Origin of the sequence: Wenyingzhuangia fucanilytica (assembly GCF_001697185.1) — a bacterium.
Classification (GTDB): Bacteria; Bacteroidota; Bacteroidia; order Flavobacteriales; family Flavobacteriaceae; genus Wenyingzhuangia; species Wenyingzhuangia fucanilytica.
On sequence record NZ_CP014224.1, the window covers coordinates 2,707,728 to 2,729,008 of the forward strand.

General features: G+C 32.0%; 19 protein-coding genes and 1 tRNA gene. 11 read left to right on the forward strand and 9 right to left on the reverse strand.

The window, feature by feature from the left end; genetic code table 11:
- A complete protein-coding gene (locus AXE80_RS10920) occupies nt 1-1,491 on the forward strand; it encodes a hypothetical protein (RefSeq protein ID WP_068827207.1) in 1,491 nt (496 codons plus the stop codon).
- On the opposite strand, the gene AXE80_RS10925 is transcribed toward AXE80_RS10920, so the two are convergent.
- Entirely contained in the window at nt 1,481-2,653 is a 1,173-nt protein-coding gene (locus tag AXE80_RS10925; protein ID WP_068827210.1) for a tyrosine-type recombinase/integrase, read from the reverse strand. The genes AXE80_RS10920 and AXE80_RS10925 overlap by 11 nt on opposite strands.
- A 122-nt stretch (nt 2,654-2,775) precedes the next feature.
- Nucleotides 2,776-2,857, reverse strand: a tRNA-Leu gene (locus AXE80_RS10930).
- Nucleotides 2,858-2,947: 90 nt separating this feature from the next.
- On the opposite strand from AXE80_RS10930, the gene AXE80_RS10935 reads away from it, so the two are divergent.
- Both AXE80_RS10935 and AXE80_RS10940 read left to right on the forward strand, forming a co-directional pair.
- A complete protein-coding gene (locus AXE80_RS10935; protein WP_068827212.1) occupies nt 2,948-4,345 on the forward strand; it encodes a dipeptidase in 1,398 nt (465 codons plus the stop codon).
- Nucleotides 4,338-4,805 carry an OsmC family protein gene (locus AXE80_RS10940; RefSeq protein WP_068827214.1) on the forward strand — a complete coding sequence of 156 codons (468 nt, stop codon included), beginning with the start codon at nt 4,338-4,340 and terminating at the stop codon, nt 4,803-4,805. The genes AXE80_RS10935 and AXE80_RS10940 overlap by 8 nt, the downstream gene beginning before the upstream one ends.
- A gap of 86 nt (nt 4,806-4,891) precedes the next feature.
- On the opposite strand, the gene AXE80_RS10945 is transcribed toward AXE80_RS10940, so the two are convergent.
- The 3 genes from AXE80_RS10945 to AXE80_RS10955 form a co-directional block, all read right to left on the reverse strand.
- Nucleotides 4,892-5,620 carry an esterase family protein gene (locus AXE80_RS10945; protein WP_068827217.1) on the reverse strand — a complete coding sequence of 243 codons (729 nt, stop codon included), beginning with the start codon at nt 5,618-5,620 and terminating at the stop codon, nt 4,892-4,894.
- Nucleotides 5,621-5,636: 16 nt separating this feature from the next.
- On the reverse strand, nt 5,637-6,245 hold the full coding sequence (locus tag AXE80_RS10950; protein ID WP_068827219.1) for a GDSL-type esterase/lipase family protein: 609 nt from the start codon (nt 6,243-6,245) through the stop codon (nt 5,637-5,639).
- 71 nt (nt 6,246-6,316) lie between these two features.
- Entirely contained in the window at nt 6,317-6,676 is a 360-nt protein-coding gene (locus AXE80_RS10955) for an MmcQ/YjbR family DNA-binding protein (RefSeq protein WP_068827222.1), read from the reverse strand.
- A gap of 86 nt (nt 6,677-6,762) precedes the next feature.
- Between AXE80_RS10955 and AXE80_RS10960 the strand changes: the two genes are divergently transcribed.
- Nucleotides 6,763-8,103 carry an aldehyde dehydrogenase family protein gene (locus tag AXE80_RS10960; protein ID WP_068827224.1) on the forward strand — a complete coding sequence of 447 codons (1,341 nt, stop codon included), beginning with the start codon at nt 6,763-6,765 and terminating at the stop codon, nt 8,101-8,103.
- On the opposite strand, the gene hemW is transcribed toward AXE80_RS10960, so the two are convergent.
- Entirely contained in the window at nt 8,100-9,224 is a 1,125-nt protein-coding gene (hemW, locus tag AXE80_RS10965) for a radical SAM family heme chaperone HemW (RefSeq protein WP_068827226.1), read from the reverse strand. The two genes, AXE80_RS10960 and hemW, sit on opposite strands and share 4 nt — an antisense overlap.
- Before the next feature lie 86 nt (nt 9,225-9,310).
- Nucleotides 9,311-9,865, reverse strand: a complete 555-nt coding sequence (gene ruvC, locus AXE80_RS10970; RefSeq protein WP_068828883.1) for a crossover junction endodeoxyribonuclease RuvC — start codon at nt 9,863-9,865, stop codon at nt 9,311-9,313.
- Between the two features lie 56 nt (nt 9,866-9,921).
- Between ruvC and AXE80_RS10975 the strand changes: the two genes are divergently transcribed.
- Both AXE80_RS10975 and AXE80_RS10980 read left to right on the forward strand, forming a co-directional pair.
- Nucleotides 9,922-10,818 (forward strand): hypothetical protein, encoded by an 897-nt coding sequence (locus tag AXE80_RS10975; RefSeq protein ID WP_206208121.1) that lies wholly within the window; start codon nt 9,922-9,924, stop codon nt 10,816-10,818.
- Nucleotides 10,815-11,900: a glycosyltransferase gene (locus tag AXE80_RS10980; protein WP_068827230.1), complete on the forward strand. Its 1,086-nt coding sequence runs from the start codon at nt 10,815-10,817 to the stop codon at nt 11,898-11,900. The genes AXE80_RS10975 and AXE80_RS10980 overlap by 4 nt, the downstream gene beginning before the upstream one ends.
- Here AXE80_RS10980 and AXE80_RS14540 read toward each other — a convergent pair whose 3' ends face one another.
- Nucleotides 11,901-12,035, reverse strand: coding sequence for a hypothetical protein (locus AXE80_RS14540; protein ID WP_257746348.1), 135 nt, complete (start codon nt 12,033-12,035; stop codon nt 11,901-11,903).
- A 1-nt stretch (nt 12,036) separates the two neighbouring features.
- The gene (gene mnmC2, locus AXE80_RS10985; RefSeq protein WP_068827232.1) at nt 12,037-12,702 is read right to left on the reverse strand and encodes a tRNA (5-methylaminomethyl-2-thiouridine)(34)-methyltransferase MnmC2; all 666 of its coding nucleotides are present in this window, start codon (nt 12,700-12,702) and stop codon (nt 12,037-12,039) included.
- 127 nt (nt 12,703-12,829) lie between these two features.
- Between mnmC2 and AXE80_RS10990 the strand changes: the two genes are divergently transcribed.
- The 5 genes from AXE80_RS10990 (at nt 12,830) to AXE80_RS11005 (ending at nt 21,280) form a co-directional block, all read left to right on the forward strand.
- Nucleotides 12,830-13,903, forward strand: coding sequence for a branched-chain amino acid aminotransferase (locus AXE80_RS10990; protein ID WP_068827234.1), 1,074 nt, complete (start codon nt 12,830-12,832; stop codon nt 13,901-13,903).
- Between the two features lie 73 nt (nt 13,904-13,976).
- A complete protein-coding gene (gene nadA / locus AXE80_RS10995; protein WP_068827236.1) occupies nt 13,977-14,975 on the forward strand; it encodes a quinolinate synthase NadA in 999 nt (332 codons plus the stop codon).
- 3 nt (nt 14,976-14,978) lie between these two features.
- Nucleotides 14,979-16,562, forward strand: a complete 1,584-nt coding sequence (nadB, locus tag AXE80_RS11000) for an L-aspartate oxidase (protein WP_068827238.1) — start codon at nt 14,979-14,981, stop codon at nt 16,560-16,562.
- Nucleotides 16,563-16,587: 25 nt separating this feature from the next.
- Nucleotides 16,588-16,908 carry a DUF6660 family protein gene (locus AXE80_RS14580; protein WP_418382261.1) on the forward strand — a complete coding sequence of 107 codons (321 nt, stop codon included), beginning with the start codon at nt 16,588-16,590 and terminating at the stop codon, nt 16,906-16,908.
- 61 nt (nt 16,909-16,969) lie between these two features.
- Complete coding sequence (locus AXE80_RS11005; protein WP_068827240.1) at nt 16,970-21,280, forward strand: CusA/CzcA family heavy metal efflux RND transporter; 4,311 nt, start codon at nt 16,970-16,972, stop codon at nt 21,278-21,280.
- Nucleotide 21,281: the final 1 nt, after the last annotated feature.

Genomic DNA, 21,281 nt, shown 5'->3' on the forward strand with positions numbered 1-21,281 from the left:
ATGTTAAAAATATTAATCAATAACATCACTTTACCAACAGTAGAAGCAACCGTTAAAATTAAAAAAGAACGAGATGCTTTTACTAGTGATTTTACAACAGCCTCTAGTACTCAGCCTTTTTTAATTGTAGAGAATCAAAATACAGTAGCTGCTTTAGGACCTTCAAACAGGTTTACTAAAAAAAACAAAGAATATAAAGTATCTGTTTTAGATGGTTTTACAATATATAAAGGAATTTTATATGAATTAGAACCTGTAGATGGTTATAGGAAATGTGATTTGGTATATACAAATGAATTGTTGGACGAGTATTCAAAAAAAATACATAGTTTTTTTCCTGAGATTGAAATAGAAAATAATACTCCTAAAGCATATATAGAAGCAACCTCAGTTGATTTTATAGATACGGCTTGGGCAGGTTATGTAGAGAATTTTGTTTCTAGATCTTTTCCAGAAGTATATTTTAATTTTCCAACCTTTAAATATCCAACTCAATTTGGAGAATTAAAAACAGATAGTGATTGGTATAAATACAAAGGCTCAATTAATTACAAAGTTCTAGGAGTTCCTCCATTAAACAATAACGTAGATGGGTTGAATAATCAAAATGTAATAGCTCCTTTTTATTATTTATTATCTCCTTTATATCAAAGTTTTTATGACTACTTAGAATATAGTATTGTTGGAGACGTAGCTAATGACAAAGTAATGCAAAGCCGTGTATTAATACACGAAAATAATTTATTAGTAGAAATTACTCAACCTGAAAATGATGAAACGGAATGGCAAACAGTTTATAAACATCACTTAACTATACATCCAGAACGTTTTTTACCAGATTGGACGTTGGCAGAATATATTAAAATTTTAAAAAATGATTTTAATATAGAGGTTGTTGTTGATCAAGTAACAAAAACTATCAATTTAAACTATGTACAAGATGTTTATTGGAACACTCCTGTTAAAAACATTAATGGTTTTAAGTACAAAAAGCCTTTATACCCAAAAACAAACACAACATCTAATTACTTGTTAAAATCGGCTGATAATGATGATTTTGTAAGTATAACATCTAATGATTTAACTGTTGTTTTTAGAGAAGACGTAAATACAGAAATAATAGAAACATCATTTAAACAAACCCCAGAAGTATTAACTAAAAGTTGGTTTGAAAAAAACGGAGTTGGATTGTCTTTTTATAATTATCTAACTGATGACACCTATCATATTACCTCTTATTTAAATCGAACTAATGCAATTGCAGGAAGTGGTGGAATTGCAGAAGTTTATTTTATTAAATGGCTACAAATGTTGTTAGCTGCTAATTTTTTTGAAGTAGATTTTATTTGCTCTCAACGAGAAAAATCTATATTAGAAAACAGTAGGAGTGTTTATATGGAGAATCAAAGTTTTTTGGTAAAAAGCATTGAATTCGAACAGAATGAATCCCTATACTTAGTATTAGCAGAACTCATTTCTTTTAATCCATAAAAGAAACTCCAGAGTTTAAAATATTAATATCTGCCTCTTTCATATTTCTAGGAATATACTCCTCAGTTTGCTTAATAGAATGGTGTCTGGCTTGATCTCTAACAGATTTTAAGTTGACACCTTTTATAATTAAGTCTGTAATTCCAGAATCTTTTAAACCATACCATTTGTATTTGGTGTCTATATCTATTTTTTTACGCATTACACTCCATTTATTGGTAATGGTATTGGGGTTTAATTGGTTTGTTCCTGGTTTAAAATTATCTGCACTAAAAATAAAATCGGTTGACTTTGCTTTTTTCACATGATTTGCTAAAAAACAGACCAATTCTTTAGGTACAGAAACATGAGCTGTTCTGTTGTTTTTTGCATTTTCTGCCTCTACAAAAAGAGTTTGTTTATTTAGGTTTAAATCTCTTACTCTAATTTTAGTTAACTCGGTTCTCCTTACTAGGCAGTAGTAACAAGTCATACACAGTACAAAGTAATTGATATTGTGCTCCTTCCAGAACTCCAACACCTGTTCTCTAATTCCTTGTGGAAAAACACATCTTGAAGCTTCTGTTTTTTTATTAATTTTTTTAAAACCTTCACAAGGGTTGTGAGCTAGATATTTTTTAGACATCATCCACAAAGAAAGTGTTGTTATAAATGTCATATAATTATCCCTAGTTCGAGCACTCACTTCTTTGTCGTAACGCAAATAGTCTAAAAAAGAATCAATTAATTCATAGTCAAACTTATAGCAGTACAAGTCTTGCAATCTGTTTTCCTCTAGCCAAATTTTTAAATTTTTAATTCTGGAATTGTAGGTTTTGTAAGTGTCTAGACTTTTGTTACCATCTTTATATTCAATGGAAATATTTTTTAAATAGATTTCAAACACTTCATAAAGTTTAGTTAACTCCTTTAATCCTTTACGTTCTAAGAATGGATTCCACCCTTTTGCTAACCTGGCATTAATCTTAACAATCATTTGCTTTGCTAGCTGTCTTCTTAGTGTAATGCTTTTAAGCGGTTTTACTCTGTTTCGCTTCCTTTCTAGTTTTTCGGTAAATGGATTTAATACATAGTACTGTATTTCCCATATTTTGTTTTCGTGTAGTTCTGCAGGTATGTAGTCTATGTTTACCTGAGTGTGTTGTTTTTGACTTGTATACATTTTTTTTTTACAGCTATTCAGTTAAATAGTTGTAAAAAATTGATAAATACCTTTGACACGTATTTGACACGCTTTTTTTAAAAAACCCCTACAAACTCAATGTTTATAGGGGTTTGTACAAGTACAGGCGGAGAGACTCGAACTCTCACACCTCGCGGCACTAGATCCTAAGTCTAGCGTGTCTACCAATTCCACCACGCCTGCAGTTAAAATCTTTAACGAGTGCAAATATAAACAATAGTTACAATTTGCAAAGAGAAATATTATATTTTAGTAGAACTTTAATTTTTTATCATGAATCAGTTACACGACTATATAAACAACAACAAAGATCGATTTTTAAATGAACTTTTTGAGTTACTAAAAATTCCTTCAATTAGTGCAGATTCTAACTACAAACCTCAGGTTTTACAAACTGCCGACCACGTTGCCAATGCTTTAACAAAAGCAGGTTGTGAAAACATACAAATATTAGCCACAAAAGGAAACCCTGTAGTGTATGCTGATAAAATTATTGATACTAATTTACCTACCGTTTTGGTTTATGGACATTATGATGTACAACCTGCCGATCCTATTGAACTTTGGGACACGCCAGCCTTTGAACCAACTATAAAAAAAACAGAAATTCATCCAGAAGGAGCCATTTTTGCAAGAGGCGCTTGCGATGACAAAGGACAAATGTTTATGCATATTAAAGCTATTGAGTTTTTAATTGCCACCAATCAATTGCCTTGTAATGTAAAATTTATGATTGAGGGAGAAGAAGAAGTTGGCTCACCAAGTCTTGCTCCTTTTATTAAAGAACATGCTGAATTGTTTAAAAATGATGTGATTTTAATTTCTGATACAGGAATGATTTCTAACAATCAACCATCAATTACCACAGGTTTACGAGGGTTAAGTTATGTAGAAGTTGAAGTTACTGGACCTAATAGAGACTTGCATTCTGGTTTTTATGGAGGTGCTGTGGCAAATCCTATCAATATTTTAAGCCAAATGATTGCCAAACTTCACGATGAAAATAACCACATTACCATTCCTGGTTTTTATGATGATGTTTACCAATTGTCTACCGAAGAAAGATCCGAAATGGCTAAAGCTCCTTTTGAACAAAAGGACTATAACAAAGCCTTAAATATTGAAGAAGAATGGGGAGAAAAAGACTACTCTACCCTAGAAAGAAGTACCGTAAGACCTACATTAGATGTAAATGGTATTTGGGGAGGTTATATTGGCGAAGGTGCCAAAACAGTATTGCCATCTAAAGCCTTTGCTAAAATTTCTATGAGATTGGTTCCTGGTCAAGATCCAGATAAAATAACTGATTTGTTTACCGATTATTTTAAAAGTTTGGCTCCAAAATCAGTAAAAGTAGTGGTAAAACCTCATCATGGAGGAAAAGCCTATAGAACCCCTTTAGACTCAATTGGATATCAAGCAGCTTATAAAGCCTACGCAGAAACTTTTACAAACAAACCTATTCCACAACCATCTGGAGGAAGTATTCCTATAGTTTCTTTATTTAGCGAGGTGTTTAAAAGTCATACTATTTTAATGGGATTTGGATTAAATAGTGATGCTATTCATTCTCCAAACGAACATTATGGTTTGTTTAACTTTTACAAGGGTATAGAAACCATTCCTTTTTTTTATAAATACTTTTCAGAAATACATCAACAAAATGCATAACGAACACATATATAAAATTGGCCTTGAGTGGAAAGGAAAATTAGTTACTGACCACAGAAATAGATTACGTTATGAACGTATTTATGAATTAAGTTTTAAAAACAAACCTAACTTAATGGGCTCTGCTGATGCAACTTTTCATGGAGATGATACCTTATACAATCCAGAAGAAATGTTACTGAGTGCACTCTCATCATGTTATATGATGTCTTTTTTTTATTTATGCGCTTTAAAAAACATAGAAATAGCTAATTATAGTGATACTCCTATTGGTATAGTAAAAGTTAATCCTAATGGGAGTGGTCAGTTTGAAGAAGTAACTCTTCAACCTTCGATTTCTATAAAAACTGAAGATGCCCAAGAAATTGAACTAGTGTTTAACGAAGCTCACAATTATTGCTTTATTGCTAGGTCTTGTAACTTTAATATTAAACACGCTCCAAGAATAGATTATTATTAAAACATACTTCTCGATACAAATCTCTACATTACATTACGAGACTTACTAGAAGTGACAGAGATTTATGAAATTACAATAATCAGTTTTTAAATATAAAGCGCTACCATTTTTCGCCAATATTTAGCTCTGTGTGCTTCTCCATCCCATTCATAAAAATCGTATGAAATTCCCTTTTCATCAAGAATATTTTTTAACTCATAATTACTTTCTAAAAACAAGTCGTCTTTACCAATCACCAAAATAATATCCAAAGTTTTAATCTTAGAGACTAAATTTTCATCCTGTAAATTTTTTAAATATTGATTAGGCATATGATAGTACACAAAATCATTGTGATAGCCTCCTAATAAATCATCAAAATAACCTTTAGATACCGTTAAATCATAACGACCGCTCATTCCAACAACTTTACAAAACAAATCTGGATGACGCATAGCAATATTTACAGCGTGGTAAGCTCCTAAACTGCATCCTGCTGAAATAACATTTGGATTATTATTTACTTGATGCATTAACGGAAACACTTCATTTATCAAATAACTTTCGTATTTGCAATGTCTATAAATTCTATGTCCTGGGTGGGTATAGGCATCATAAAAAGTTTCTGTATCTACACTATCAACACAAAAAACTTGTAAGTGTCCTTGATTGATTTTTTCTTCTAAAGCTTTAATTACTTTCCAGTTTTCGTAATCAAAAAAACGCCCCATCCTTGGTGGAAAAAATAAAACTTTTGCTCCTGAATGACCAAAAATCAACAATTCCATATCTTTTTCTAAATTGGGGCTATACCATTTATGGTATTCTCTTTTCATCGCTATTTTTTAAAACTTAAGACATTTCTATAAGAGGAAATGATGCTTTGTTATTTTTAATGATATCATACCAAACCTTGTAACCTTTTTTATTAAGATGCAAACCATCTTCTATAAAATAATTATTGTTCGGTTTTCCCGAAGCATCTAACATCGCCTCGTAGATATCTACAAAATAAAAGTTTTTATCTTCTTTCGTTATTTTTTTAATGTTACTATTTGTATAACGAATACTCCCTTCTAAATACCATCTACTAGGACTTGGTTTGATAGAAACAAAAGTTACAGGAATATTTCCGTAATCTTGTCTAATTTGAAACAATAAAGTTCTAAAAAACAAAACTACTTCTTCTGGGTGCCTTCCATCACCTAAATCATTGTCCCCTGCATAAATCATAACAGCATCAGGAGCTAATCCTTTAAAGTTTTTTTTGTAAAACCAAGAACAAGCAGCCAAAGTAGAACCACCAAAAGCAACGTTAAAAGGGGTAAATTCTTTAAAAAGTTTAGGAATGTCATTCCATAAATTAAAGGAAGAACTTCCGTAGAACACTAAACCAGGCTTATGCTTTAATCTTTTCTTTTTTCTTTCAATTCTTTCTAACTCCTCATGATACCAAAACATCTTCCTTTTTTTTAAATAGAGGCTAAAGTTAATCAAAAAAAATAGCTGACACTTAACCTCTTGAAATTTAACTATTTTATAAACCCAAGTTCTTTTTGTTTCTTTTTTGTTAAGCTTTTCACCACCAAATCATAAGAATGATCTATCCATTTTTTTATTTCGTCTGTGGTCAAACCCGAAGACAATTCAATAGTATTCCAATGTTTTTTATTCATGTGATACGCTCCAGTAACAAATGGATACTTTTCTCTTAACTCTATGGCCAAATCTGGATTGCATTTTAAATTTACGGCATGTGGAATTCTTTCCAACCCAGCTAGAGCAAACATTTTATCTGCTACTTTAAAAACCAACGTAGATTGATCAAAGGGAAAAGACTCTGTTACATGAGCTTTAGAAACACAATACATTCTTAAATCTTCTATATTCATTTTTATCAATTTTTCTTAGTACAAAACAGGATACCTACTAATATACATTTTGTAAGTTTGTAAATCAAACTTAGTTTATTTTATAAATGATTATTACCACCAATCCGTATACTCTAAAAGAAATTAAACAATATTCTTTTTTAACAAATGATGAGTTAAATTTACAACTAAATTCAGCTCAAAAAAGTTATAAAGAATGGAAAGTTATTCCTTTAAAAGACAAAGAGTTACTAGGATTAAAACTTAAAGAATTGATGTTAACTCGTAAAGAGGAGTTGGCTCACCTTATTAGTAACGAAATGGGGAAACCTATTACTCAATCTCTTGCTGAAGTTGAAAAAACAAGTACTCTTATTGATTATTTTACGCATAACACAAGTAATTTTTTAAAAAATCAAACATTAGATGATTATACTTATGTAAGTTATCATTCAACTGGTGCTGTTTTTGGAATCATGCCATGGAATTTTCCTCTTTGGCAAGTATTTAGATTTGCTTTTCCAAACATTATGGCAGGAAATATTTGTTTGTTAAAACACGCACCCAATGTTACAGGTTGTGCTGTAGCTATTCAACAATTATTTATTGATGCAGGATATCCTAAACAAGTTTTCACCAATTTAATTATTGATATTCCGCAAGTAGAACAAATTATTAAACACCCAATTGTACAAGGAGTTTGTTTAACCGGAAGTACAAAAGCTGGTAGTTCTGTTGCTGCATTGGCAGGAAAATATTTAAAAAAATCTGTATTAGAATTAGGAGGTACAGATGCCTCTATTCTTTTAGAAGATGCTGATTTTGATACTGCTTTAACTTCTGCATTTGAATCTAGAACCGCTAACTCTGGTCAAGTTTGTATTGCTGCCAAAAGAATTTTTGTTCCTAAAAACAAATTAGCATATGCTATCGATTTTTTTAAACAGAAAATTGCTGATTTAAAACACGGAAATCCTTTAGATAGTAACACCCAAATAGGCCCTATTTCTAAAGCTGAATTTTTACCTGTTTTACAAAATCAAGTAGAAGAAACTATTAAAAATGGTGCTGAATTAATTGTAGGAGGAAAAATAAACGAACCTTTTTACCAAACTACTTTATTAGTGGTTAACAAGGAAAACCCTATGTTAAAAGAGGAAATTTTTGGTCCTGTAATTTGTATCATTCCTTATGAAAACATCGATAATTTAATTGATGATGTTAACAATTCTGACTACGGATTAGGAACTGCTATTTGGACAAAAAACATTGAAAAAGCCAAAACATTAGCCAAAAAAATAGAAGTAGGTTATGTATCTATAAATTTTAAAGTAACAAGCGATCCTAAGTTTCCTTTTGGAGGAATTAAAAAATCTGGTTACGGAAAAGAATTAGGAGAACATGGTTTAAAAACTTTTTTAAATGCAAAAACCAATACCGTTGCTTAAACCCAAAACAATTCACTAGCAATTCCATCGGCTAAAAACTTTCCTTTTTGTGTAGTTTTTAGCTGATTTTGTTTTAACACTAAAGTTCCGTTTGCTAAAAAAGGTTCAACCTGTTTTTCTAAAAAAGCACTTGTTTCCAAACCAAAATCTTTAGAAATCTTGTTTAAAGAAACACCCCAAATGGTTCTTAAACCTGTCATGATATATTCGTTATACCTATCTTTAATCGTTAATATTTCTTGAGTAGATGGCAATTGATTTTCTGATAAAGATTTAATGTATTTGGTATTATTGGCTACATTCCAACTCCTAATATCTCCATTAAAAGAATGTGCTGAAGGTCCAAAACCTAAATAAGATTTACCTAACCAATAAGAAGTATTGTGTTTAGAATAAGCATTAGGTTTTCCAAAGTTTGAGATTTCATAATGATCAAATCCCGATTGGGTTAACAGCTCAACCAAAATATCAAAATGTTGTGCAGCCAAACTTTCATCAACAGCAGGATATTTTCCTTTTTTAATAAAATCTGCCAAAGCGGTTCCTTCTTCCACCGTTAAAGCGTATGAGGAAATATGTGAAATTCCAAAATCTAAGGCTTGCTGAATATTTTGTTTCCATTCCTGATTAGACAAACCAGGTATTCCATACATCAAATCAATAGTAATATTATCAAAATACTGAGTAGCTGTTTGCAAACATTGTTTGACTTCTTGTGCATTGTGTGCCCTATTCATCATCTGCAATTCTTTTTCTCCAAAAGATTGCACTCCAATACTCAACCTATTGATTTCTGTTTGGGCTAACTCTTTTATTTTATCATCTGTTAAATCATCAGGATTGGCTTCTAAAGTAATTTCGGGAACCTGAATCACTTCATAATTTTCCCTAAGCATTTTGATGATGTTTTTAATTTCATCAACGGCTAAAATACTTGGCGTTCCTCCTCCAAAATAAATGGTTTCTACTATTTTGTCTTTAAACTCATCAGCTCTTAAAATAATTTCTTGTGCCAATGCTTTTAATAAAGGTTCTTTATTTTTTAAAGAAGTAGAAAAATGAAAATCGCAATAATGACATGCTTTTTTACAAAACGGAATGTGCAAATAAATACCTGCCATTTTTAATGGTTAATGGTTAATGGTTAATGGTTAATGGTTAAAAATTGCCTTTTTACTTGATAACTTTCAACTTGATCACTAAAAAATCACTTTACTATCTTACTTTCATTCTGACTCACAAAACTTGCCCAGCCACTATAGTTTTTTCCACCAACTTTTACTCCACTATTAAAAAAGTGACAAACAGCTGCTGCCAAACCATCTGTAGCATCTAAGTTTTTAGGCAGAGTTTTTAAATCTAATAAACTTTTTAGCATTAAAGCAACTTGTTCTTTACTAGCATTTCCATTACCCGTAATAGCCATTTTAATTTTTTTTGGTAAATATTCTGTTACCGGAATATCTCTAGACAAACCCGCTGCCATGGCAACTCCTTGTGCCCTACCCAACTTTAACATAGATTGAACGTTCTTACCAAAAAACGGAGCTTCAATAGCCAGTTCATCAGGATGATAAGTATCAATCAACTCTATGGTTCGTTCAAAAATCAATCGTAATTTAACATAAGGATCGCTGTATTTACTTAACAGCAATTCGTTCATTTGAACAAATTCCATTTTTTTCCCTACAACCTTAATTACTCCAAACCCCATAATAGTGGTTCCCGGGTCTATACCTAATATGATTTTTTCTACAGCCAATAAAGTGGATTTAACTATTTTAGCAAAGATAGCTAAATTGAACGCTACCATAGTGCATGCTTAAATCAATTCGTAAACATTTTACTTTGCTTAATTCCATATTAAAATATGTGGTAAGTTTTGCTGCCTTATTTTATATAGGTTATAGAATTGTAAGTACAAATTTTAGCTCCGCTGATCTTTATGAATTTTTAAACCCAATTACCTTATTTTTTATTATTCTTTTGTCTTTTGGAAATTGGACTTTTGAAATTTTAAAATGGAAAATTGTAATTCAAACTTTTAATAAAATTTCTTTTAAAAAAGCTACCTACGAAACTTTAGTGGCTTACACCTATGGATTAATCACTCCTTTTAACTCTGGAAATTATTTTAAAAAGATTCTTTTTTACTCCAAAGAGCACAGCAAAAAAATTGTGTTTTTAAATTTATCCAAAGGAATTTATCAAATGATGACCACCCTAATTTTTGGAAGTTGGGGAATTTATTATTTAATAGACAACATTGATGCTAGAGCTTTTAATCAAAAAACTTTTTTAATGATTACTAGCTGCATAGGATCGATTGTTTTTATTGTTTTTAGAAAAAAAATTATAGCTTATATTAAAAGTATTCCTTTAACAATTCACTTTCAATTGTTTTTGTTTTCCATCATCAAATTTATTTTCTTTTCATTTTTATTGATGGTATTGTTACATCAAAAAAAATTAAACTTTATAGCATTGTACGCAGGAATTTGTGCTGTTTATTTGTTGAGTTCCTTATTACCTATTTTAAATATTTTAGATTTTGCTATTAAAGGAAGTGTGGCTTTGTTTGTATTAAATCCTTTAGGATATTCTGAAGCAAACATTTTAATTGCTTATTTTATTTTGTGGATTTGCAATCACGCAGCTCCTGCAATTACTGGGAGTTTTTTACAGTTTTATCAACTTAAAAACAAAACTGTATGATGTTCATTATTTGCTTTTATTCTTTTATCATTCTACTATTTACAATAGGATTAATTCGTTTGCCTAAAACAAAAATTGATAAAACTTTAGATCAACAAAAATTTAGCATCGTAATTCCTTTTAGGAATGAAGAAAATTCTTTGAACACACTTTTAATAAGTATTAAAAACCTTACTTATAATTCAGAAAATTTTGAAGTTCTTTTAATTGATGATGAATCTACAGACAACTCTGTAAACACAATTAAAAAATGGCAAGATGAGCTTACAAACATCCAAATATTAAAGAATCAACGAGTAAGTAATTCTCCTAAAAAAGATGCCATACAAGTAGGTATAAAATCTGCAAAATTTGATTTTATCATTACTACCGATGCAGATTGCGAATTACCTAAAAACTGGCTACAAGCCTACAATACCATCATTCAAAAAAAACAGAGTTTATTTGTGGCTGGCCCTATTGTACTCCGTAGCCAAAAAAGTTTTGTAGAACAATATCAAAAATATGACAGTTTAAGTTTAATTGGAATTACCATGGGAAGTTTTGGACTTCATTACCCTATTATGTGTAACGCTGCCAATATGGGTTTTGATAAAAAAGCTTATTTACAAATACAATTCCAACACAATAATATTGCTAGTGGTGATGATATTTTTACTTTGGAAAACTTTGTAAAAACCTTTCCTAAAAAAGTACATTATTTAAATAGTGTTGAAGCAATTGTAAGTACAAAAGCAGAAAGCAATTGGAAAAATGTAATTCAACAACGCATCCGTTGGGCAGCTAAAAGCACGCATTATAAAAATTTATTTACCAAACTTGTAGGGTTTATTGTTTTAATCACCCAATTAGCCATTGTTTTAGGATGCTTCCTAAATCTAACTCTCACATTTTATATATGGTTTATAAAAATCAGTATTGATTTCATCATTATTTTAATGACAAGCAAAAAACTATCACAAAAAATAAGCTTTGTACAATACTTATTTATGGCAATACTTTATCCTTTTTTAAATACTTATATAGGAATTAAAGCCCTTTTTGGTGGCTATACTTGGAAAGAAAGAAACTTTAAACGTTAATTATTTGTTTAAAAACTGAGCTATTAAAGCATCCGCATTTTTTAACAAATACAACACCAAAAACAAAACAGCAACTAATAAAATTACTCTAAGTCTATTTGGTTTTTTCCTTTTAGGTCTTGTAAACTCTGTCATTTTAACTATTTTTTGTTCCTCTTAACATTTCTCTTTTTCCTGGAGGCCCAGGCAATCTTTCTACTGCAAAACCTACAGTTTGCATGGCTCTACGCACACTTCCTTTGGCTGCATAGGTTACTATTTTTCCGCCAGGTTTTAAAGCGGTATACATCAAAGCAAAAATTTCTTCAGTCCACAAATCTGGTTGAACTCTAGCGCCAAAAGCATCAAAATAAATCAAATCAAAAGCATCTACATCATGTAAATTATGAAAAAACATTTGACGTTTGGTCAAGGTAAAATTTGGAGTAACCTCTTGTGGTTTGTTCCAAGGAGTTAAATGCATCTCCTCAAACTTATGCGATAAATTCCTAGTATCTAGTTCCGACACATAATTTAAAGCCAACAACTCATCTTCTCTAACCGGATAAGCTTCTACCCCAACATAATTAATTTGTCGTTGATCTTTAGCTGTTTCTAGCAAAGTAATAAAAGCATTTAAGCCTGTTCCAAAGCCAATTTCAAGAATAGAAAAATCATCTTTTTCTATGGATTTGTACCCCATTTCAATAAACACATGATAAGCCTCTTGGATAGCACCATGCGAGGAATGATAATTTTCGTTCCATGCAGGGAGGTGAATCGTTGTAGACCCGTCAGATGTGATGATAATTTGTCTTTTCAAAACTATTGAATTATACGAGCAAATATAGGTATTAATATACTTTGTTAAAAAGTCTTTTTATTGCATACATTACAATTTTTATATTTACTTTTGTTCTTCATAAATATATTTTTTTACAAACGAAATCATGGGGATTAACAACCAGAACATCACGATTAAAAAATCTACTACCACAAAAATTAATGAGGTAGATTTTAGCAATTTATCGTTTGGAGAAAACTTTACAGATCACATGTTTGAATGTGATTATATTGATGGAGAGTGGACAAACGCTCAGATTAGACCATACGGTCCTATTTCTTTAGACCCATCAGCTAAAGTTTTCCATTACGGTCAAGCAATTTTTGAAGGAATGAAAGCCTACAAGTCTGTCGATGGTGCCGTCTGGTTATTTAGACCTGAAGACAACTTAATCAGATTAAACAAATCTGCTGTTCGTTTGGCCATTCCTGAATTCCCTAAAGATTTATTTTTTGATGGAATGGAATTGTTGTTAAACATTGATAAAGAATGGATACAAACTACAGAGGGAAGCTCTATGTACATCCGTCCGTTTATCATTGCTACAGAACCAGGAGTATCGGCTTCACCAGCTAAGCGTTATAAATTTATGTTTATTTTATCGCCAGCACAATCATATTACAGCGGAGAAGTAAAAGTTTTATTTGCTGATAAATATAGCCGTTCTGCAAGTGGAGGAGTTGGATTTGCTAAATGTGCAGGAAACTACGCAGGGCAATTTTACCCAACAAAATTAGCAAACGATGCAGGATACCAACAAGTAGTTTGGACAGATTCTAGTACTCACGAAAATCTTGAAGAAGCAGGAACAATGAATGTTTTCTTTAGAGTTGGTGATACTTTAATAACTGCTCCAACTTCTGATAGAATTTTAGATGGTATTACTCGTAAAAGTGTAATTGCTATTGCAGAAAAAGCAGGATATAAAGTAGAAATCAGAGATGTTTCTGTTTACGAAATTGAAGAAGCTGCTAAAAACGGAACTTTGTTAGAAATGTTTGGTGCAGGTACTGCCGCGGTAATTAACCCTATTGTTAGTTTTAACTTTAAAGGTAACGACTACGATTTGCCAAAACTAGAAAACAGTTACGCTTCTATTATTAAAAAGAAAATTACCGATATTCAAACCGGTAAGGCAGAAGATCCATTTGGTTGGAAATATGCTGTAAGGTCTATCTAAAAAAGACTTATATAAAATCAAAAGAGCCTTTATAGGCTCTTTTTTTGTAAATTTGTACCTCAAAACTAATGTAATGGACACTTTAGCAAAAGCAAAAGAAAACTTAAACAATAAAGGTTTTTTAGATATTGATACCAAAGACACTACAGATTATGTAGCAGAAATCAATCGACTAAAGAAGGAAAAGAATGCAGTTATTTTAGCTCACTACTATCAAGAAGAAGCAATTCAAGATATTGCCGATTTTGTTGGTGATAGTCTTCAATTGGCTCAAGAAGCTGCAAAAACAGATGCTGATATTATTGTATTTGCTGGAGTACATTTTATGGCAGAAACTGCTAAAATTTTAAACCCAAAGAAAAAAGTTTTATTACCCGATTTAAAAGCTGGTTGTTCTTTAGCGGATTCTTGTCCTCCAGAAGACTTTAAAGCTTTTAAAGCAAAACACCCAGATCATAAAGTAGTTACTTACATCAACTGTTCTGCCGAAATCAAAACAATGAGTGATATTGTTTGTACTTCATCAAACGCAGTAAAAATTATCAACTCTTTTCCAAAAGATCAAAAAATCATCTTTGCTCCAGATAAAAACTTAGGAGATTATCTTAACAAAGAAACAGGAAGAGATATGCTTTTATGGGATGGATCTTGTATGGTACACGAAGCTTTTTCTATTGAAAAGTTATTATCACTTGCTGCAGAACACCCTGATGCAGAAATTATTGCACATCCAGAATCTCCGTCACACATTTTAAAAACAGCAAGCTATATTGGCTCTACTGCTGGTTTGTTAAAATATGCTAGAGAAAGTAAAAAAGAAAAATTTATTGTAGCTACCGAAGCAGGTATTTTACATGAAATGATAAAACAAGTACCTAACAAACACTTGATTCCTGCTCCTGCAGAAGAAGATAACACTTGTGCTTGTAGTGAATGTTTTTACATGAGAATGAATACCATGAAAAAGTTATTCTTGTGTTTAGAACACGAATTACCAGCCATTGAGGTAGATGAAAAATTAGCTGCAGAAGCGCTAATACCTATCGAAAGAATGTTAGCCCTTTCTATATAAAATATGATTAAAACAGATTTTTTAGTAATCGGTTCTGGAATTGCTGGACTTTCTTATGCCCTAAAAGTTGCAACTCATTTTAAAGAAGCTCAAGTTATTTTAGTAACCAAGGCAGAAAAAGAAGAAAGCAATACAAAATACGCCCAAGGAGGAATTGCTACAGTAACCAATACTCATACAGATTCTTTTGAACAACACATACAAGACACCTTAATTGCTGGTGATGGCCTATGTGACGAAACAGTTGTTAGAATGGTGGTTGAAGAGGCTCCTAAAAGATTAGAAGAACTAATTGCATGGGGAACTCAATTTGACAAAACCAACCAAGGTGATTATAGCTTAGGTCGTGAAGGAGGACATTCTCAAAACCGAATTTTACACCACAAAGATGTAACGGGATCTGAAATTGCTCGTGCTTTGTTAGAAGCTGTAGAAAAGATACCTAACATTACTTTACTAGAAGATCATTTTACTGTAGATTTTATTACAGATCATCATATTTTAAGAGCGCAAGGTCACGAAAAAACTGTAACTCACCGTGATGAAATCACCTGTTATGGTGCCTATGTGTTAGATGAAAAAACACAAGAAATAAAAACCATTACTGCTAAATTTACTTTATTAGCGGCTGGTGGTAGTGGGCAAGTTTATGGAACTACCACAAATCCTAAAATTGCTACTGGTGATGGAATTGCTATGGCCTATAGAGCCAAAGCAAAAGTTCAAGATATTGAATTTATTCAGTTCCACCCAACAGCTTTACACCAAGAACCTGCTCAATCTCCTGCTTTTTTAATTACCGAAGCAGTAAGAGGTGAAGGCGGAATTTTACGTAATATTCATGGAGAACGTTTCATGGAAAAATACGATAAACGTTTAGAATTAGCACCAAGAGATGTAGTTGCAAGGGCTATTGATACTGAACTAAAATTAACTGGAGAAGATTATGTTTATTTGGATTGTACACATATGAATCAAGAACAATTTGTGAATCACTTTCCTAATATCACGCAAAAATGTAAATCTTTAGGAATAGATGTACACAAAGACTTCATTCCAGTAACCCCAGCTGCACATTATATTTGTGGAGGTGTGGCCGTTGATCTAAATGGAGAAACTACTATAGAAAATTTATATGCTTGTGGTGAATGTTCTAGAACTGGACTGCATGGTGCAAACAGATTGGCTTCAAACTCGTTGATAGAGGCCGTAGTTTATGCTCATAAAAGTTTTGAACACGCTGTCCAAAAATTCGATTCAATACACTTTAGAAACGATATTCCTGATTGGGATGACACCAACACCTCTTTAAACAAAGAAAATATTTTAATTACTCACGATAGACGAGATATTCAAAAAATCATGAGTAACTACGTGGGGATTGTTCGTTCTGATGAACGTTTACAAAGAGCTGCCAATCGTATAGAAATATTGTATCAAGAAAATAAAGAATTATACAAAAAAGCCAAACTTTCAGTTCCTATTTGTGAATTAAGAAATATGATTACCAACGCATATTTAATTATTCAAGCATCTATGGAACGTAAAGAAAACAAAGGTGGTTTTTATAGCAAAGATTGTATATAACAATAAAAACAATATCTTTACTAACATGAGATTCGTAGCGCTTATACTATCTTTTATTGTTTTTGTTATGGCAATACTGCCATGTACAGATAGTATTTTTACGAATGTAAATGAGGTGACTAATACTGAAATTTGCGATACACATCAAGAACACTCAGAAGATGTTCATGACGAGTGTACTCCTCTTTGTACTTGTAACTGCTGTGGTACTTCTATCACCCTTCCTTTGTTGATTACCTTTCAAGACAATCATATTAATATTTATGACAATAGTTGTTATTTCTACAGCTATCATTATCACTACAAATTTGCCAAAGGTCTCTGGCATCCACCAAACATTAGTTAAACTATTTTATTAGGACAAGTACGTCTTGTCATCACATAAAGTTTAACTAAAATCACTTAAAATGTTTGATAAAATCATAGCTTATTCAGTGAAGAATAAGTTTATCGTAGGGCTATTTATGATGGCGCTAACTATTTGGGGTGTCTATTCATTAAGACAAATCCCTATTGATGCTGTACCTGACATCACCAACAATCAGGTACAAATTATTACCGTTACACCAACCTTGGCTACCCAAGAAGTAGAACAATTTATTACCACTCCTATTGAATTAGCGCTACAAAGCCTTCAAAAAACAGAAGAGATTAGATCTATTTCTCGTTTTGGATTGTCGGTAATTACTGTTGTTTTTCAAGAAAATTACGACATTTATTTAGCCAGACAATTGGTTAGTGAACGATTAAAAGAAGCTCAAGGAAATATTCCTGATGGATTGGGAACTCCTGAAATGGCTCCTATTTCTACAGGATTGGGAGAAATTTATCAATATGTAGTAAGACCCGAAAAAGGGTTTGAAAACCAATACAATGCTACAGATTTAAGAACCATTCAAGATTGGATTGTAAAACGTCAATTATTGGGTATAGAAGGGGTTGCCGAAATTAATTCTATGGGAGGTTACTTAAAACAATACGAAGTTGCCATCAACCCAACGGTTTTAAAAGCCATGAATTTAAACATTACTGATGTTTTTGATGCTTTGGAAAAAAGTAATGAAAACACAGGTGGAGCGTATATAGAAAAGAATCCTAATACCTATTATATCCGTGCAGAAGGAATTGCAAAATCGTTAAATGATATTAACAATGTTGTAATTCACAACCAAAACAACACTCCTGTATTGATAAAAGATGTTGCCAAAGTTCACTTTGGAAAAGCACCAAGATATGGAGCTTTGGTTCGTGATGGAGAAGAAGTTGTGGGTGGAAAAGTAATGATGTTTAAAGGAGCCAACTCAGCCGAAGTAACAGAACTGGTTAAAGAAAGAGTGGTTCAAATTCAGAAATCATTACCAAAAGGTGTGGTAGTAGAACCTTATTTAGTGAGAGATAAACTCATCAAAACTGCAATAGGAACCGTAGAAAAAAACTTAATTGAAGGAGGATTAATTGTCATTTTCATACTTGTATTATTACTTGGAAACTGGAGAGCAGGACTAATTGTAGCTTCTGTAATTCCGTTTGCTATGTTGTTTGCTATTGCCATGATGAACTTATTAGGGATTTCTGCCAATTTGATGAGCTTAGGAGCCATTGATTTTGGATTAATTGTAGACGGTGCCGTAATTATTGTTGAAGCCATAGTACACCGATTGCAAATAAAACATGCAGGAAAAACACTGACTAAAAAAATGATGAATTCAGAAGTTATTTCATCATCACAAAAAATTAGAAGTTCGGCCGCTTTTGGAGAAATCATAATCCTAATGGTTTATATTCCTATTCTTGCTTTGGTGGGTATTGAGGGTAAAATGTTTAAACCCATGGCACAAACCGTCATGTTAGCTATTACTGGAGCTTTAATTTTATCTTTGACCTATGTTCCTATGATGGCTTCTCTATTTTTAAGCAAACATATTACAACCAAAAGAAATTTTGCGGATAAACTTATTGATGCAATTCAAAAAAAATATCAACCTGTTTTAGAAAAAGCTTTAAAACATCAGAAGAAATTTATTGGAGGTACAGTAGCTATTTTCCTCATCACCTTATTTGTGTTTACCAAAATGGGAGGAGAATTTATTCCGACACTTGAAGAAGGAGATTTGGCCATGCAACAAATTCTACCTCCAGGAAGTTCCTTAACGCAAAGTATAGAAACCGCGAAACGAATTCAGAATAAATTGATGAAAGAGTTTCCTGAAATTAAAGACATTGTTGCCAATATAGGATCTGCAGAAATCCCTACCGACCCTATGCCTGTAGAAATTGCCGATTATACTTTGGTGATGAAACCTAAAAACGAATGGACATCAGCAGATAACAAACAAGATTTGTTTGAGAAAATAGAAACTTCTTTGCATGATATTCCTGGTGTGGGTTATGAATTTTCTCAACCTATTCAGCTTCGATTTAACGAGTTGATGACAGGAACCAAAGCAGATATTGCTATTAAATTATTTGGTGATGATTTAGACATGCTCTACAGCAAAGCCAAAGAAGCTGAGACAATTATCAATCAATTGCCTGGTGTTGGAACTGTAAATGTAGAGCAAACGGTTGGAATGCCACAAATTGTGATTGATTATGATTATCCTAAACTGGCACAATACGGATTGCATGTACAAGAGGTAAATAAAATTATTAGAACTGCATTTGCCGGAGAAAAAGCTGGAATTATTTACGAAGGAGAAAAAAGATTTGACTTGGTTGTAAGACTAGATGAAAACGCTAGAGCAGAAATTGATGACATTCAAAACCTATACATTTCTTTAGATAACGGAAAACAAGTGCCTTTGAGTAGTATAGCCAATATTGGTTTAAAAAATGCTCCTATGCAAGTGTCTAGAGAAAACACCAACAGAAGAATTGTAATTGGTGTAAATGTAGGAGATACCGATGTAGAAAGCTTGGTTAATACCATTCAGCAAAAACTCGACAGTCAGTTAACATTACCCACAGGATATTATTTTACCTATGGAGGACAATTTGAAAATTTAAAAGCAGCCAATGCACGTTTGTCTGTAGCGTTACCAATGGCTTTGGCTTTGATTTTTATTTTACTCTACTTCACTTTTGGTTCTTTTAAACAAGCGGCATTAATCTTTACTGCCATTCCGCTATCTGCTATTGGAGGTGTTTGGGCTTTACAGTTAAGAGGTATGCCTTTTAGCATTTCGGCAGGGATTGGATTTATTGCTTTGTTTGGTGTGGCTGTACTAAACGGAATTGTATTGATTGGTTATTTTAATCAACTTAAAAAAGAAGGAATGAATAATATCTACGATAGAATTATAGAAGGAACTAAAGTACGTTTACGTCCTGTAATTTTAACAGCTTCAGTAGCTTCCTTAGGTTTTTTACCTATGGCATTGTCTACTTCTGGAGGTGCAGAAGTACAAAGACCGTTAGCAACGGTGGTTATTGGAGGATTGATCTCTGCTACTTTTTTAACTTTAATCATCTTGCCTATCTTATATCAATGGATAGAAAATTGGAAACCAAAAAAATTAAAGGTAAGTGCTAAAACTACGTTGATTGTTTTAATGTTCATCAGTTTAGGAGTTAGTTCACAAGCGCAAGAAAAGGCCATTACGCTAGAAAACGCCATACAGATTGCTTTAGAAAATCACCCAAAAATAAAAGCAGCATCATTAGAAGTAGAAAAAAACGAATCTTTACAAGATGCTACTTATAACTTTGGAAACACCTCAATAACCTACAAAGGAGATGCTTTATTTGAACGAAATGAACAACAACAAAATCAAATTGCAGTTGCTCAACAATTTAATAATATTGGAATTTCTAAAGCAAGTAATGACTTGCAAGATGAAATGACTCTTAAAAGTAATTTAGAGCAAACCCTTATTATTAGTGAAGTTTCTTATACCGTAAAACAAGTCTATTACAACTTACAATATCAACTAAAATTAAAAGAGTTGTATGCTCAATTGGTACAAACTTATAGCAACTATCTAAATATTGCCATGGCTAGAGCAAAAACAGGAGCTGCAAATAATATTGAATCCTATACCTTAACATCTAAACTGAATGAATATAAACTTTTGGCACATCAAACAGATTTAGAAATTCAGAATTTAGAGCAGCAACTTAAAACTACCTTAAACAGTAACAAAATATATAGTGTTACTCCAAATTTTGAGACCAGCATTGTAAATCTTAAAGACAGTATTCACAATGTTTGGTTAGAAAACAGCAAACAAAACATTGCCGTTGCCAAAGCTAAAATGAAAGTAGCCAAAACGCAATTAAACCCAAGTTTCATGGTGAGTTACGCTGCTCAGAACTATGTGCAAGGTGGTTGGCTAAGTGGAGTTTCTGGAGGGATTAGTATTCCCATATTTAACACACAAGCCAAACAAAAAGTAAAAGCTCAGAAAATAGCAGTTGAAATTGCCAACAATCAATACAAAAGTGATGCTTTGGTCTTTGAACAAGAAATAAACAAAGCCAAAAATCAGGTTATGATATACCAACAAGGAATCACTTTTTATGAATCTCAGGTAAATCAAATCAATCCTGAAATGATTAGAATTACTCAGCTAAACTATAAGGCTGGGGAAATTTCTTACTTGGAATTATTAAATACTTTACAGATAGTAGCTAACAATCAGCAAAAATATTGGAGTCAAATATGGAACTACAACAATGCTGTTGCTTATTATCAATTTATCACCAATCAACCTCAATAAC